14 protein-coding genes are annotated in these 15,546 nt (G+C 65.6%); 5 read left to right on the top strand and 9 right to left on the bottom strand.

Annotated elements, in window-relative coordinates; translation table 11 throughout:
• Positions 1 to 14 precede the first annotated feature (14 nt).
• The 3 genes from CQY20_RS04295 (at position 15) to CQY20_RS04285 (ending at position 2,095) form a co-directional block, all read left to right on the top strand.
• Complete coding sequence (locus tag CQY20_RS04295) at positions 15 to 470, top strand: RidA family protein (protein ID WP_097938429.1); 456 nt, start codon at positions 15 to 17, stop codon at positions 468 to 470.
• Positions 471 to 578: 108 nt separating this feature from the next.
• Complete coding sequence (rnhA, locus tag CQY20_RS04290) at positions 579 to 1,061, top strand: ribonuclease HI (RefSeq protein WP_097938428.1); 483 nt, start codon at positions 579 to 581, stop codon at positions 1,059 to 1,061.
• A gap of 41 nt (positions 1,062 to 1,102) precedes the next feature.
• A complete protein-coding gene (locus CQY20_RS04285; protein ID WP_097938427.1) occupies positions 1,103 to 2,095 on the top strand; it encodes a glycoside hydrolase family 6 protein in 993 nt (330 codons plus the stop codon).
• A gap of 16 nt (positions 2,096 to 2,111) precedes the next feature.
• Here the strand turns inward: CQY20_RS04285 and CQY20_RS04280 are convergent, their stop codons facing one another.
• Positions 2,112 to 3,185, bottom strand: coding sequence for a tartrate dehydrogenase (locus CQY20_RS04280; protein ID WP_097938426.1), 1,074 nt, complete (start codon positions 3,183 to 3,185; stop codon positions 2,112 to 2,114).
• A gap of 142 nt (positions 3,186 to 3,327) precedes the next feature.
• The gene (locus tag CQY20_RS04275) at positions 3,328 to 4,206 is read right to left on the bottom strand and encodes a LysR family transcriptional regulator (protein ID WP_097938425.1); all 879 of its coding nucleotides are present in this window, start codon (positions 4,204 to 4,206) and stop codon (positions 3,328 to 3,330) included.
• A gap of 139 nt (positions 4,207 to 4,345) precedes the next feature.
• Here CQY20_RS04275 and CQY20_RS04270 point away from each other — a divergent pair, with 139 nt between their 5' ends.
• Positions 4,346 to 5,770, top strand: coding sequence for a GntP family permease (locus CQY20_RS04270; RefSeq protein ID WP_097938424.1), 1,425 nt, complete (start codon positions 4,346 to 4,348; stop codon positions 5,768 to 5,770).
• 92 nt (positions 5,771 to 5,862) lie between these two features.
• On the opposite strand, the gene CQY20_RS04265 is transcribed toward CQY20_RS04270, so the two are convergent.
• The 5 genes from CQY20_RS04265 to CQY20_RS04245 form a co-directional block, all read right to left on the bottom strand.
• Positions 5,863 to 8,193, bottom strand: coding sequence for an arylsulfatase (locus tag CQY20_RS04265; protein ID WP_097938423.1), 2,331 nt, complete (start codon positions 8,191 to 8,193; stop codon positions 5,863 to 5,865).
• A 100-nt stretch (positions 8,194 to 8,293) separates the two neighbouring features.
• Complete coding sequence (locus tag CQY20_RS04260; RefSeq protein ID WP_174814652.1) at positions 8,294 to 8,728, bottom strand: organic hydroperoxide resistance protein; 435 nt, start codon at positions 8,726 to 8,728, stop codon at positions 8,294 to 8,296.
• A complete protein-coding gene (locus CQY20_RS04255; protein WP_097938421.1) occupies positions 8,725 to 9,438 on the bottom strand; it encodes a class I SAM-dependent methyltransferase in 714 nt (237 codons plus the stop codon). The genes CQY20_RS04260 and CQY20_RS04255 overlap by 4 nt, the downstream gene beginning before the upstream one ends.
• An 82-nt stretch (positions 9,439 to 9,520) precedes the next feature.
• The gene (locus tag CQY20_RS04250; RefSeq protein ID WP_097938420.1) at positions 9,521 to 10,927 is read right to left on the bottom strand and encodes a hypothetical protein; all 1,407 of its coding nucleotides are present in this window, start codon (positions 10,925 to 10,927) and stop codon (positions 9,521 to 9,523) included.
• A gap of 110 nt (positions 10,928 to 11,037) precedes the next feature.
• The gene (locus CQY20_RS04245) at positions 11,038 to 11,979 is read right to left on the bottom strand and encodes an amidohydrolase family protein (RefSeq protein ID WP_097938419.1); all 942 of its coding nucleotides are present in this window, start codon (positions 11,977 to 11,979) and stop codon (positions 11,038 to 11,040) included.
• Positions 11,980 to 12,057: 78 nt separating this feature from the next.
• On the opposite strand from CQY20_RS04245, the gene CQY20_RS04240 reads away from it, so the two are divergent.
• Positions 12,058 to 12,546 carry a MarR family winged helix-turn-helix transcriptional regulator gene (locus CQY20_RS04240; RefSeq protein WP_097938418.1) on the top strand — a complete coding sequence of 163 codons (489 nt, stop codon included), beginning with the start codon at positions 12,058 to 12,060 and terminating at the stop codon, positions 12,544 to 12,546.
• Positions 12,547 to 12,558: 12 nt separating this feature from the next.
• Here CQY20_RS04240 and CQY20_RS04235 read toward each other — a convergent pair whose 3' ends face one another.
• Together CQY20_RS04235 and CQY20_RS04230 are read right to left on the bottom strand one after the other, a co-directional pair.
• Positions 12,559 to 13,371 carry a crotonase/enoyl-CoA hydratase family protein gene (locus tag CQY20_RS04235; protein WP_097938417.1) on the bottom strand — a complete coding sequence of 271 codons (813 nt, stop codon included), beginning with the start codon at positions 13,369 to 13,371 and terminating at the stop codon, positions 12,559 to 12,561.
• The gene (locus CQY20_RS04230; RefSeq protein ID WP_234816092.1) at positions 13,368 to 15,539 is read right to left on the bottom strand and encodes a SpoIIE family protein phosphatase; all 2,172 of its coding nucleotides are present in this window, start codon (positions 15,537 to 15,539) and stop codon (positions 13,368 to 13,370) included. The genes CQY20_RS04235 and CQY20_RS04230 overlap by 4 nt, the downstream gene beginning before the upstream one ends.
• Positions 15,540 to 15,546: the final 7 nt, after the last annotated feature.

The following is a 15,546-nucleotide window of genomic DNA, read 5'->3' as shown; positions in this document are numbered from 1 at the left end:
CTTGAGGTGGTTGCGTGAGCACGGAGACTCATGCCGACGAGATGGGCCTGCCCGCTCCACGGGTGTCCTCGTCGCCCTACCTGCGTACTGTTATCGACGGTGGGGTGATCTACCTCAGCGGGCAACTGCCGTATGTCGGAGCCGCGCTGGACGCCCGTGGCATCGTCGGTGCAACCGTTTCCGTTGAAGCTGCTGCGAACGCGGCGCGGCAATGTGCGTTGAACGCGTTGAGCGTGCTGCGCAGCGAGTTGGGCTCACTCAACCGTGTAACTCAACTTCTCCGACTGACCGGATACATCGCGTGCACACCGGACTTCGCGATGCAACCGAAGGTGATGGACGCGGCAAGCGCAACATTCCTGGAGTACCTGGGCAGTCGCGGCCAGCACTCCCGCACTGCGGTGGGTGTGTGCAGCTTGCCGCACGGCGCCCCGGTCGAGATCGAGGTGACCGCCGCCATCAACGGCTAACAAGGATTGCGGCGCGCTGCGGGTCCGCCCGCGAGTCGCGCAGCCGATCAGGCGGCGGCACGCCTACCCTCGCCGCATGGTCAATTTCGACTGTCGCGGGCGGAACCGGTGAGCGCCGACGTCGTCGTCATCCACACCGACGGTGGCTGTCGGCCCAACCCCGGACCGGGCGGCTGGGGGGCGGTGCTGCGCCAGCGCCGGCACGTCCGCGAGATGTACGGCGGCGACGCAGGCCCGACAAGCAACAACCGCATGGAGTTGATGGCGCCGATCATGGCACTCGAGGCGCTCACCCGCCCCGTGGCCGTGCACCTCTACACCGACAGCACCTATGTCCGCAATGGCATCACGAAATGGGTCCTCGGCTGGCAGCGCAACGGCTGGATGACCGCGGCGAAACAACCGGTGAAGAACGTCGACCTCTGGCAGCGTCTGCAGGCCGCCTGCGCGCAGCACCGCGTCGAATGGTTCTGGGTGAAGGGGCACGCAGGCATCGCCGACAATGAGCTCGCCGACTCGCTGGCGACCCGCGGTCTGCTCGAAGCGGTCGAACGGTCCACACGAGGAGCCACCGACCTCATCGCGCCGTAGGCGATTGGCGCCAATCACGTCGCCCCATTAACTTCTTCCGGGTGATCTCCTCAGCCGCACGCGCAGTCGCTCGGTGTATCGCCCCCTTCCTGACGGTCGCAGCCGTCGCCGGTGCCCTGCTTTCGCCCTCCCCCGCGCAGGCCCCGACGGTGCTGCTGGCCGACGACGGCAACCCGCTGGCCGGGCTGCCCTTCTACGTCAACCCCAAGTCGAAGGCCAGGGCGGCCGCGGACAGCGCCGATCCGCCCAGTCCCGAGTTGAGCGCCATCGCCGACACACCGACGGCGTACTGGATGGACCAGGCTTCCACCCCCTCGGTGGACGCGAAATACATCGCCGACGCGCAGGCCGCGGGCGCCATGCCGGTGCTGGCGCTCTACGGCATCCCGCATCGCGACTGCGGCAGCTTCGCCGCGGGCGGGTTCGGCTCGGCCGACGCCTACCGTGGCTGGATCGACGGCGTCGCGGCCGCGATCGGGTCCGGCCCGGCGGCGGTCATTCTGGAACCCGACGCGCTGGCCATGGCCGACTGCCTGTCACCAGACCAGCGCCAGGAACGCTTCGACCTGATCCGCTACGCCGTCGACACGCTGACCCGCAATCCCGCCACGGCCGTGTACATCGATGCCGGGCACTCGCGGTGGGTGAGCGTCGAAGACATGGCGGGCAGGCTCAACGAGGCCGGCGTGGCGAAGGCGCGCGGCTTCAGCCTCAACACCGCCAACTTCTTCACGACCGAAGAAGAGATGGGCTACGGCGACGCGATCTCGGGCCTGACCAACGGCGCGCACTACGTGATCGACACGTCGCGCAACGGCGCGGGCCCGACCGATGATGAGCTCTACTGGTGCAATCCGAAGGGACGCGCGCTGGGCACACCGCCGACGACCGCCACCGGCAACGGCAACGTCGATGCGTTCCTCTGGATCAAGCGCCCCGGTGAATCCGACGGGTCATGCAACCGCGGCGAGCCGTCCGCAGGGCGGTTCGTCAACGAGTTCGCGATCGAGCTGGTCCGCAACGCCGGCCGCTAGCCCGACGGGCCGCCGCTTAGGACTTGACGGCCTGCGCGACTGCCTTGCCGAGCTCCTCGGTGGTGCCGGTCCCGCCCATGTCGGGGGTGAGGGCGTCGCCGCGGGCCAAGACGTCTTCGATCGCGGTGAGAACCGCTGCCGCGGCTTCACGCTCACCGAGATGATCGAGCATCATTGAGGCGCACCAGATCTGGCCGATCGGGTTGGCGATACCGCGCCCGGCGATGTCGGGCGCCGAGCCGTGCACCGGTTCGAACAGGCTCGGGAAGGTGCGCTCCGGGTTGATGTTGGCGCTCGGCGCGATGCCGATGGTTCCTGTGCATGCCGGACCGAGGTCGGACAGGATGTCGCCGAACAGGTTCGAGGCCACGACCACGTCGAACCAGTCCGGATGCATGACGAAATTTGCTGTGAGGATGTCGATGTGGAACTTGTCCACCTTCAGGTCGGGATAGCCGGCCGCCATCGCCTGCACCCGCTCGTCCCAGTACGGCATCGTGATCGAGATCCCGTTGCTCTTGGTCGCCGAGGTGAGGTGCTTCTTGGGACGGCTCTGCGCGAGGTCGAAAGCGAACCGCAGGATCCGGTCGACCCCGGTGCGCGTCATGACCGTTTCCTGCACGACGGTTTCTCGGTCGGTGCCCTCGAAGATCTTTCCGCCGATGCTGGAGTATTCGCCCTCGGTGTTCTCCCGCACGACGTAAAAGTCGACGTCACCGGGTTTGCGCCCGGCCAGCGGGCTGGGCACCCCTGGCATCAGCCGGACCGGCCGCAAGTTGACGTACTGGTCGAACGCGCGGCGGAACTGCAGCAGGCTGCCCCACAGTGAGATGTGGTCGGGTACCACCTCGGGCCAGCCGACGGCACCGAAGAAGATCGCGTCGAAGCCGCGCAGCTCCTCGAACCAGTTGTCGGGCAACATCTTTCCGTGCTTGACGTAGTAGTCGGCGCTGGAGTGGTCGAAGTGCTCGAAGTCGAACTTCAGGTCGAACGCCGCGGCTGCGGCTTCGAGGACGCGTAATCCTTCGGGGACGACCTCGGTGCCGATACCGTCGCCCGGGATGACAGCGATGCGGTGGGTTCCGGTCATTGGCTTTCCTTTCGAAGTCTATTGGCCTGAAGTCTGTTGGTTCTGAGTTCTGTGGTCTGGCGCGAACCGTCCTCGGGTCGATTTAACGGCTTCGACACCGGCACGTCCAAGACGGATATTCGACCATTTCGATAGATGAGGGCTATCGGTCGCTCTGCGACATCTCGATGAATGCCGCCGCGGCCGGGCTGAGGCGTCGGTGCGCCCAGACCAGCCCGACATGCAGAACCTCGGTCGTTGCCAGCGCCCGCACCGACAGGCCGACCGCGCCGGCCAATTGTCGCCAGGAATCGGCGACGACGGCCACCCCCACACCTCCGAGGACCAGGGGTAGGAGCGCTTCGCGGTGCTCGATCTCGACGGCAAGGCGGCAATTGGTCGCCGCGAGGATCGCGTCGGCGATGCGGCGCATGCCGGTGCCCGGCTGCCCGACGATCAGGCGCAGATCGCGCAGGCACGTGACGTCGATCGGCTCGTCGGCGGGCAGGTCGGCGTCGTCGCGTGCCACCAGCACGAACGTCTGCGTCTCGACCGGCAGGAAGTGCAGGTCGTCGTAGGCCTCCAGCGGTTGCGGAGAAGCCAAGATGCCCAGCTCCGCCGCCCCCGTGCGCAAGGCTTCGCGGATGTCTTCGGGTCGGTCGCTGGCCGCAACGGCGATCTCGACATCGGGATAGCGGGCAACGAAGTCCGTCACCATGCGCGTCAGCGGGCTGACCGCCTGAGATGGCATCGAGGCGATGGTGAGGCGGCCGCCACGAAGCCCGTCGACCGATTCCACGGTGGCCCGCGCGACGTCGAGCAGTCGGACGAGTTCGCGGGCGGGATCGACCAGCGCCTGGCCGGCCGAGCTCAGCACAAGCCCGCGGCCGCGGCGCATGAACAGTTCGGTGCCGAGTTCCTCCTCGAGGCGGCGCAGCGAGTGCGACACCGACGGCTGCGCGACGTAGAGGTGCTCGGCCGCGCGGTGGACGGTGCCCTGGTCCACCACGGCCAGGAAGTAGCGCAACTGTCTGATGTCCACCGGTCCTCCACGCCCAGGCAGGACGAATTGATAGACGCAGGCTATCCAATTCACTCAGAACACGTCTTGGACAGGGCACCTCTGGGTGCGGTCACCTTTGGTGGGGTCCCCTCAGCGGAGAGAGCCATAGGAGAACGGCATGTCTGATCAAGTCCTCTTATTCTTCAACGCCGGCATTGCGATCATCGGCATCGTCGTCAGCATCACGTGGCTGAAATTTCCGCCGGTGTTCGCGCTGCTGCTGGGGACGCTCTATCTCGGCGTGACCACCAAGCTGGGGTTCGAGGGCACACCGAAGGCCATTTCGGACGGGTTCGCCGACGTCATGGGCGACATCGGCGTCCTGGTCACGTTCGGTGTCATCCTCGGCGCGCTGTTGACGGTGACGAACACGATGCAGCGCCTGGTGGAGGCGATGTTGAGGCTGTTCGGCGAGCGCAGCGTGCCGTATGTGTTCGCCGCGGCGCTCAGCTCGCTGTTCTCCTCCATCTATTCGGATGTGCTGCTGGTCCTTTCGGCTCCGCTGGCGCGACGGCTCGGGCCGCGGATGGGCGACCGCGGGCTGGCGTTGATGGGCGGCGCGCTCACCGCAGGCATCGAGGTCGGTCTGGTGTTCGTCGCGCCCGGCGTTGCCGCGGTGGCGATCGCGGGCATCCTCGGGGTTCCGCTGGGTCAGATGTTCCTGCTCGGCCTTGCCGTCGGCCTGCCGACGGCGCTGCTGACGATGTTCGTGTTCAAGCTGTTGCTGCCCGTGATGGGCTGGAAGCCCGAACTCGACGAGATCGAGGTCGGCGACGGCTTCGACCCCAAGGACGGTGATCGGCCGGTCGACGAGGATCCGCGCGGCGATGTGTCGTCCACAGTCGAGTCGCAAGGCGGCCGCATTGCGACGGTGACCAAGACCGAGCAGTCGGTCCGCGAACTGAACCTGTTCGTTTCCATCACCCCCGTGTTGCTCACGCTGGCGCTGATCGCCGCGGGCGCGCTCGCCCAGGTGCTGGGGTGGGAGTCAGGGGCGATCTCGTTCATCACCGACCCGATCGTGGCGATCTTCGCCGGTGCCAGCCTGGCGTTCGTCCTCGCTAGCCGGGTCCGGGAGCGTTCCGAGGTCTCAAGTGCGATCGGATCGGCACTGACGTCCTGTGGACCCATCCTGGTGTTGAGCGGGATCAGCGGATCGCTGGGATTCGTCATCGAGGGGTCGGGGCTGGCCGATGTGCTCGGCAACGCTTTCCGATCCGACTTCCTGCCTCCCCTGCTGCTGGTGTGGCTGGTGGCCGCGATCCTTCACATCGCGCTGGGCTCGATCTCCGTCGCGGGCATCACAGCGGCAGGCATACTCGCCCCGATCGCCGGAACACTCGGCGTTCCCGTCGTGCTGGTCGCGCTGGCTGCGGGTTCAGGGGCGCTGTTCCTGCCGCACGTGAGCAGCAACTTCTTCTGGATGTTCCAGTCGCTGCTGGGATTCTCGACGCGCGGCACGTTCAAAACCCACAGCGGCGCAATGACTCTCGCGTCGGTGATCTCGCTGCCGATCATTCTCGCGCTCAGCGCGGTGATGTGACCGGACTTTGCGGACGACACGTCTCGCGACCCCGGACGCAGGGCAGAGTTGCTGCAGCACATCGGAACCCGCATCGGGCGCAGTTTGCCGACCTACGCATAGGCGACATGGACCGCGTGAATCCGCCCCTCGAAAGGGAACGGCGCGCGCTCGCGATAGTCCCTTGAAACGGGTGAACCCAGACACCTGCCGATATCGAGACAGTCGTTCGCAGTGAACAACAGCGGTGCGCTGACAGGAACGCGGCCGCTGGCGACGGTCTCGTCACCGACACGCACAGCGATGTCGAGTGGGCCTGCGGGCCGCTGTTCGGCGTAGCGGGTCTCGACGGTGATGGTGGACCTGCCTGCAGGAATCTTGGCCGCAGAGCGGATCTTGGTACGCATCAGGATGAACAGGTTGTACTCGTAGCAGAGGAAACCGTCGTCGAGATAACAGGTGAGACCACCGGCTGCGGCCCCCAGCGCGTACAGCACACCATTGGCATTCGCGGGGAACTCGGCGTCGATGGTGACGACGTTGTTCTTGTTGCCCAGCGCCGGTGCGCAGAACTCCGGCATTCGCACGGTGTCGCCCGAAAAGTCCCACTCTCGATACGGCGGCGCGATGCGCAACTCGGGATGGTAGACGGGCACCCACAGCCCACCGCCAACGGGCAACACCGAATTGCGTGCAGCCTCGATGGCGAACATCTCCCGCATCTGTATCAGCTTGTCGGGATGCTCGGCGGCGAGATCGCGTGCCTGCGACCAGTCTTCGTCCAGGTGATAGAGCTCCCACGTATCGTTATCCGGGCTCCATGTAGCGATTCCTTCGGGTTGACCGGGCACCCATGGCAGCCGAGGACCGCGCGCCGAAGCCATCCACCCGTCGTGGTAGATCGCCCGGCTACCCATGATCTCGAAGTACTGGGTCTTCTTGCCGCCATCGGCAGTGCGGTCGATCAACGTGCGCGCGAAACTCGCCCCGGCCAGCGGGATCTGGGGTTCACCGTTAACCGTCCGGGGCGGCTGGATACCCAGGATTTCGTAAACGGTGGGAACGATGTCGTTGCAGTGCAGGAAGTTCTCACGCGGCGCGGCATCGGGCGAAATCTTCTTCGGCCACTTCACCGCCATCGGATTGCGCGTGCCACCGAGGTGGGAAGCCAGTAGTTTCATGCCCTTGTACGGTGTGCTACCCGCCCACGCCCATGCCGCGTGATACTGGTTGTCGACCAGCGGCGAGCCGAGCACGTCCAAGCCGCCCAGCTCGTCCAGCGCATCGATGTGTTGGCGCACCGTTGTCGGAATACCGTTCTGCGCCAACAACTCTGCGATGGTACCGTTTTGACCCTCGCCTGAGGATCCGTTGTCACCCCAGATATAGAAGAACAGCGTGTTGTCGCCGTAACCCAGCGCATCGAGCTCGTCGATCAGCCGGCCGACCTGAACGTCGACGTGCTCGGCGTAGCCAGCGGCGACTTCCATCAACCGCCGCTGAAACGGCTTCTCGTCCTCGGGGATGCTGTCCCACGATGCCAGTGTCTCGTCGCGTTCGGTGAGCTCGCAGTCCTGCGGAAGCCACCCTTTGGCTTTGGCCCGGGCGAACACTCGCTCGCGGTAGGTGTCCCAACCGTCGTCGAACTTGCCGCTGTACTTGTCGGCCCACTCCTTCATGATGTGGTGCGGCCCATGAAGACAGCCGCTGGCCCAGTACATGAAGAAGGGTTTGTCGGCGTTGAACGCCTTGTGCCTGCGCAGCCAGCCGATCGCGTCGTCCGCCAGGTCCTCGGACAGGTGGTAGCCCTCCTCGGGGGTGCGCGGCGGGGCCACGACGGTGGTGTTGCGAACCAGGTGGGGTTCGTACTGTGATGCCTCGCCCGCGAGGAACCCGTAGAAGTACTCGAACCCCAAGCCGGTGGGCCAGTTGTCGAACGGGCCCGCGGCCGTCGTTTCCTCTGCGGGAGTGTTGTGCCACTTGCCGAAAGCGGAGGTCGCGTAGCCATACTGCCTGAGGACTTCGGCCATGGTGGCGCTGCTACGCGGAATCTTTCCCGCGTAACCGTCCCAGTCGTTGGCCAGCTCGGCGATCTGGCCGTTGCCGATCTCATGGTGGTTGCGCCCGGTCAGCAGCGAGGCTCGCGTCGGCGAGCACATCGCGGTGGTGTGAAACCTGTTGTAGGTCACTCCTTCCGCGCAGACGCGGTCCATCGTAACGGTGGTGACCTCGCCGCCGAAGGTCGACGGCAGGCCCGGCCCGGCATCATCGATGAGGACGATGACGATGTTGGGCGCATCGTCGTGCAAGCGCGGCGGGATCACTCGCTGGGCGTAGGTGGACTCCTGCAGCGTGCGTCCCGCGATACTTGCCGAGGGAACAGCCGGGAACGGCAGCGCATCGCCGCCGGGCAGTTTCGGGGCAACAATGTCGGCTACAGCCATGGCGACGCGATCCTTCCCACTGGTCTGCTCAGTGTTGGTCACTGTAAGCGCCGGGGTGATCGGCCGTGGCTTACCCAACAAAAAGCAACGTGCGGCAGGTCTAAACGTGCAGCCCGGATGTGACGCTCTGGAGTTCGAGGTCGATGTTGCCTCTGGTGGCTTTCGAGTAAGGGCAGTTCTGGTGGGCCTTGGCCATAAGATCCTCGGCGACAACGGGATCGAGCCCCGGCATGTGGCCCACCAGCGTTGCCGTCAGCCCGAAACCGCCTTCGGAGTGCTTGCCGAACCCGATCTTTGCGGTCACCACCGTATCGTCTGACAGGTCGACTCCGCTCACGCGCGCCGCTTTGCGCAGCGCGCCGAGGAAGCATGCGGCGTAGCCCGCGGAGAAGAGAAGTTCGGGATTCACCCCGCCGGTTCCCGCGCTCGGCGGTGCCGTTTCGAAGTCGAGCGTTCCATCGACCGATCGGACATGGCCGGTTCGTCCGCCTCCGCTCGCGGTGGATTCGGCGGTATAGGTGACTTCGACGGTCAACGGGGGTCCTTTCCAGGGTGAAGGTGATTGATCTCGCGGCGCCCCATCACCAAACATGTGTAGAAGGCGCGCCATGCGACGTCGTTGTCGACCAGGCCCGCGGCGCTCATCGCAGCGAGATGGTCGTTCATCGTCGGAAACGGAAAGTAGTGCGGATGGGTCGGCTTGCCGGCGTTCGGGCCCGCGAACAGCGGCAGCACCCGTCGATATCGTTGGTCCCAGTCGCCGGGCGGAAGGATGTGGTCGAGCGTGACCAGCCAGCCGTCCGGTTTCAGCAATGAAGCTGCGGCACAGTAGAAGGCGACAAGGCCATCGTGGTCGAAATGGTGCGCCACCCGTGAGTTCAGCACGACATCGGCGTCTCTGGCGACGTCGATCGTGGGGAGGTTCATGGCGTCTTCGACAATGAAAGTGACCCGGTCGGAGAACGGCCCCAGTCGATTCTCCGCCTCTTCGCGCATCCCCGGCGAGGCGTCGACCCACACCCCACGCGCATCCGGATAAGCCGTCAACACCGTCGCGAGGAAAGTTCCGGGGCCGCTGCCGACATCGACGACCAGGTTCGGCGCACGATCGCGGCCTACCAGAAATGTCGCCATCGCCCACGGCAACTCCAACAGGCCGGCAAGTCCGTCCGCCTTGCTCCACCGTGCGACGTATTCGGCCGATGACCACGACTGGATGACACTCGCATTCGCGTCCTCGCTCACGAACTGCCACTCTACGGTCAGTGAATATTGGATACAAGATCCTGCCCAAGATTGATGCAGGTGAGCAGGCGGATGGGCCACACTATTTGACGTTTGTTTTCGTCCGCGCACCTCGGTGTGGCCGTCCGGACGTGCGTCCGGCCAAAGACGTCTCACCGTTGACCCTGCGCTCACCGTTGACCCTGCGCCCCGCAGACTCCGCCACAGTCACCGCCGCTAGTTCGCGCCCAGGCGCAAGAGGTGCGGGCGTACGGATACTGCTTTCGTCGAGACGGCGAAGCTGTACATCCGCGTATTGGGCAAGACGCTCCATTGCCGCTCGCTGCGCGGCGACGCGCGCCGGACCATGCGGCAACTTCTCAACGGATTTGAACGCCACCAAATGGTCAACGACGTCAACCAGCTCGTCCCCCGGTCGCACCGGGATCCGTTGGCCGGCCGATCCGCCAAGAAATCCGCCGCCGTCAACCCAGGGCAGACCGAGGTCGCCCCCGACCGGAACGGTGAACTTTCGTCCCGGCACGTTTGTGACGGTGAGCGTCGCGCTGCGGTTGGCGGTGTCGATGTCGTCGACACGAACTGTCGTGGAGGGCAGTTCGGGTCCCAGCACAAGTTCCCAGGAGTCGCCGGCAAGCAACTGTTCGGCGCCGTCTTTGTTCCGCTCGATATACGAATGATTGTCGGAGAAGCTGTGCACAAACACAGCCGCCTCGGGTATTGCCGAATCCCACTGGCGCTTATCGCGGAATTCGACGATGTAGTCTCCGATTTCGATGGCGAGGACGCCTGGGAGCTCGCGGGCGTGCAGCGGCCTGAGTTGGACCGTTCGCGTGGTACTTCCTCCTTCGCCTACGTCCATACTGAGAACGCGAGAGCGATCCAGCCATCCGCGTCCGCGCATGTTGGCCGCGTTCAGGCCGGGTCCGAAAAGCCCGTATGGGCCATCAGGTTCCATGTAGCATCCCGAAAGCGTGCTCATGATGTCCCAGTTGTCCTCATAATCGGCGAGCGACCCAGCCCGGCGGGAGTGATCGAGACCGTAGGCGTGACCCATCTCCTGCCCCAGTAGGCTTGGCCAACAGTTCCCTCCGTCGCAGACGGCGACCTTACTTCCCGCGTGGCCGAACAGGATGCCCTGGAAGGTGTTCATCAGCACCACGCGATAGGGAAAGTCCTTGAGCGCCACACCGTTTGCCTCCGCTGTGCTGAACGCGAGAGCGATCAGCTGGTCTTGAGTCAACGCTTTGCGGTTGATGTCCTGGTACGCCGGCGAATCGATCTGAGGCCTCGGAAGCGTGAACCAGCCGAAGACTTGCGACTCACTCAAGTCGAGGTTGCCGTGAGACATCGTGTGGAAGAAGTCCACCATGTTGTCTGTGCCGGCACCGGTCGCGGTGAACAGGTTCTCGATGTGATCGTCCGACACGGGTTCGTCGTCGAGATCGTTCCACTTGCACCGAAGGATGGCCCAAGGCGTCTTGACCGTCATCGCGTCATCTCCTCTACGAGCGTTCTGGCGGATCTCACCGTTGCACCGATGAGCCGCGCCCGTCATGCGTAGCGGACTACTGCACTTTCGCGGGCCCGAGGTGGACGACGTCAGCGAGCGGCTCCGACTGACAGACGCGGCAGGAGTTTCAGCGCGTTGTCGCGGTTGACCGCCGCGTGCTCGACGCCCTCGTAGTTGTCGAGGTTCCTGGTGAAGCGGGCCGCGATCTCGGCGGGTGCGTAGGGGTAATCGCTGCCGAACACGATGTGGTCGGGTTGCGCAAAGGCCAGCAAGGCAGGCAGCGCGGACCGAGAAGCCGACAGCGCGGTGTCGAAGTAGAACTTCCGCAGGCCCTCGAGGACTGACTCCGGGCTGATGTCGGGACGCTCCATCGCGACGCAGGTGGCGATGCGCTCAGCGGCGAAGGGAATGAATCCGCCTGCGTGCGAGAGGATCACCCGCAGGTTGGGGTACCGATCCAGCGTGCCGTTGAGGACCATGCTGATCGCCGTGCGCGAGGTGTCGAGTAGGAAGTCCGCGAGGTATGCGCCGATGCCAGGCACCTCGTCGCCGGGCAGGGTTGACGGGTGCACGAAGATGACGGCGTTGCGGCGATCAAGCTCGGCCATCAACGGGTCGAATCGGCGATCCCCTAGATAGGTCCCCTCCGAATTCGCCAGGACGACGACGCCGTCGGCGTGCAGTTCGTCGAGGGAGTAGGTCGCCTCGGCGATCGCACTGTCGACGTCGGGCAGGGTCAAGGTGGCCCAGAATCCGAACCGCTCGGGATCGGATCGGACGACGTCCGCGCAGAACTCGTTCAGTTGCCTTGCCAGGATGGGACGCCGCGCCGGCTCGACGGGTTCGGTTCCCGGTGTCGAGACGGACATGATCGCGGTTTCGACGCCGATGGTGTCCATGAACCGTGCCGCATCCTCTGCACTCCAGTCGGGTATCGATCGTCCGCCCGCTTTCATTCCGTGCGCGGCGAACAACTCTCGGTACTGCGGCGGAACCACATGGTGGTGTACGTCGATTCGTGCCCGGTTCATGTCACTCCCTTCCGATAGTATTCATTAACTAGTTAAATATTGTGTAGTTAACAGTACTACGCCCTATGCTTCTCGTCCATGACCAAGAAGAAGCCGACCCACGACGCCAGTGGCCGGGTCGGCGTCAACGAGCTCGCTGAAGCCGCCGACCGGCTGTTTCTCTCCATGCGGCGTGCGCGCGGCAATCCGGCAGCCACCGGAGGCCTATCCCTCGCGCAGCTCTCGCTTCTCGACCCGCTCTTGGAAGCCGAAGCACTGCCCGTCAGCGAGCTCGCGGCCGCGGCCGGTGTCAGCGCACCCAACGCGACGCGCATGATTCAGCAACTCGAGGCCAAGGGCTTCGTGGTCCGCGAGCGGTCTGCGGCCGATGAACGCAAGGTCCTTGTGTACCTCACAGATACGGGCGCACAACTACTCGAACGACTCCGCGCCAACCGCCGCGCCACGCAGGCCCAAGCTCTCGCCACTTTCACCGCCGAGGAGCGCGTCCAGCTGGCACGCCAGCTTCAGCGGCTGGCCGACATCATCGATGGTTCCGTGCCGGGCGGAGGAACGAGCGGTACGTGATCCTCCGTCGTGCTATGCCGGTGTCGCCGGATCGACGAAAACCGGCGGCTCCCCGGACATCCCGGCGGTGACCGCGGCGAGCTGGTTCGGTTTTCCGATCAGGCCGCGTTGCAGGTCGGACTCCAGGGCGAGTGCGGCCGCGGCGTCATCGCTGACCCAGGTCTCGTTGTAAAGCCGCTTGGCGGCGCGAACGGCATCCGGAGACTTCTGCGCGATCTCCTCCGCGAGCGCCGTCGCCGCGGCAAGCGGATCGTCCGCGACGCGGGTGACCAGTCCGAGCGTCGAAGCCTCGCTGCCGGACAGGACTCGGCCGGTGAACGTCAACTCTTTGGCGACATCAATGGGTACCAGGCGTGGAAGTGTCTGGGTGATGCCCATATCGGGAACGAGGCCCCACTTGATCTCCATGATCGACAGCTTGGCGTCGGGCGCGGCGATACGGATGTCGGCGCCCAGCGCGATCTGCAACCCTCCGCCGAAGCAGTTTCCGTGGATGGCGGCGATCACGGGTGCCGGCACCAACGACCAGTCGTATGTCACCCGCTGAGCGAAGTTGGCCACTCGCCCGTCGGCGCGGGTCAGCAGAACGTTCGTGCCGCCACTGCCGCCCATCAAACTGGCGACGTCCAGCCCGGAGCAAAAGCTCTTCCCCTCACCGTGCAACACGACGGCACGAACCGACGCGTCGCCTGCCAGTTGTTCGGCGGCGCGCATCAGCGCTTCGAACATGGCTTGGTCGAGCGCATTGTGTTTGTCGGCACGCACCATCGACACCGTCGCGACGCCGTTCGCGCCCACCTGGACATGAACCCTGTCTTCGCTCACCCGTGGCAATCTACGGGCCGGAAGCGGACGATGACCACACAGACGTCGTCTCGCCGGGGCCGCGACACGAGTGCTCCCGTGAGTTGCCTGCACCCTGCGTTCAGAGGGCCGTCCGGCTTCCACCCTGCGATCAGCTTCTCTGCCATGGTGATGCCGGTTTCGAGATGGCGGCCGGTGGCCTCGACGAGGCCGTCGGTGTACATGACCAGTGTGTCGCCCGGCTCGAGTCGCGCCTGACCCTCTGTATAGGTGGCGTCGTGGATGGGTCCGAGGACCGGGCCGCAACCGTCGACCAGTCGCACGACATCTCCTTCACGCGCGCGGCGCAGCAGCATCGGCGGATGACCGGCCAAGGCATACGAGATGGCACCGGCCGCGGGGTCGAACACGGCGACGGCCATGGTGGCGAACCGCCCGTGACTGGCATGGGCGGTAAAGGTGTTGAGTTCGGCCAGCAGTTGCGAAGGCGGCAGGCCCTGCAGGGCCATCGCACGTCCGGCGCTCCGTAACTGCGCCATGTCCTCGACGGCGGGCAGGCCGTGCCCCACCACATCACCCACCGCCAAATAGGTACGCCCCTTCGGCAGAGCCATGACGTCATACCAGTCGCCACCGAGTCCGTGCTCGTCGTCGGCCGGCTCGTAGGTGACGGTGACCTCGAGGTCAGCGACGTCGGCAGGTTCACTGGGCAGCACCGCGGCTTGCAGGACCGCGGCCCTGGCGTGCTCGTCGGCATACATCTGAGCGCGCACTAGGCCCTGCGTGACCATGGTGGCCACCGCGGAGATATACGCCAGCTGCGCGGCGTCCAACGCCTGGGGCTGCGTCCACATCATGGCGAGCACACCGATCGGCTTGGTGCCTGAGATCAACGGCCAGTTGACCAACGATTCGGCGCCGGTGCGCGCCATGAGATCGGCGTTCTGGGAGTAGCGTCGCCGGTATTCGGCCGCGCTGCCGATCACCACCGGTCGCCCGGTCCGCACCGCCTCGGTCGACGCCGAAAGGTCGTCAAGCGAGACGCTTGGTCCGAACTTGTCCTGCACAAGCTGCGGATAGCCGGCCGTTTTCACCCACTCCAAACGGCGCCCGTCCGCCGTCACCAAGCCGAGCGCGACGGCTTGTGCGCCCGCATCGGTGTAGAGCTGCTTGACGACGGCGTCGCCGATCTGGCTCGGCGTCAGCGCCGCCGAAAGCACCTGCGCCAGCTGCGCCAGAGTCTGCAGCCGGTCGCGCTCTCGGCGTTCGGCTTCACTTGCTCTCAGCGCCGCGACGCGTCCGGCGGCCTCTTGGGCGATCAGCATGGCCACCAACACCATCACCGCCACGAAGATCTGTGTCGTCACCAGCCGGCCGGCCTCCGCCAGGCCGAACAGCCGGAAAGCGGCGCGTCCGGTGCCCGTCATGTAATTCACGGTGAACGCCACCACCGCGCCCGCCAGTGCCGCGCCGATCACGTCGAGGCGAAGCGCCGCCCACACCATGACCGGCAGCAGCGGCAACGTCAGCGGCGCTTGCCACATGATGGCCACCAGCGACAGCACGGCGGTGACAGCGAGTACGGCAGCGGATTCCACAGGCCGATTGCGCAACACGTAAGATTGCTTGGTCCACAACAGGATCGGCGCGCCAACCACCAGCACACCGATAGCATCGCCGGCCCACCAGTGCAGCGCGGTCGTCAACCACGGGGCGCTGTTCTGGAGTGAACTGACCGTGCCGCCGATCAGCCCGCCCACGATCGGGCCTGCGAGACAGGCCCCGACCAAGAACTTCCCCAGCCCGCGCCGCGTCCGAAGGTCCGGCACGCCCCCGCACCAGGCCGACACCACTGACGCCCCGACGATGGCCTCCACCGAGTTGGCCGTGGCGAAGCCCAACGCAGTGGCTACCCCGACGCCGAAGTAGAGATCGACGGCGAGTTCGGCGGTGACGATCGCGGCGACGATGACTGCCCACCGTGGCCGCGGAGTGAGCAGCATCAACGCCAGCGTCACGCCGGCAGGCGGAAAGAACGCCGGCGTTACGTGGGCCCCGAACGACTGCCACGACAGCGTCGCGCCGGCGGCATAGGCCAGCGCCACCGAAGCAAAGAGCGCCGCCAGAGATCGCCAGTTCAGGCGTGTATCGCTGGTCGACCCGCTCGGTGTCGCGCGTGGCAGAGACACCTCTACG

Origin of the sequence: Mycolicibacterium agri, from assembly GCF_002553505.1 — a bacterium.
In the GTDB taxonomy this organism is placed as follows: domain Bacteria; phylum Actinomycetota; class Actinomycetes; order Mycobacteriales; family Mycobacteriaceae; genus Mycobacterium; species Mycobacterium agri.
This window is presented reverse-complemented; position numbering and strand designations above follow the sequence as displayed.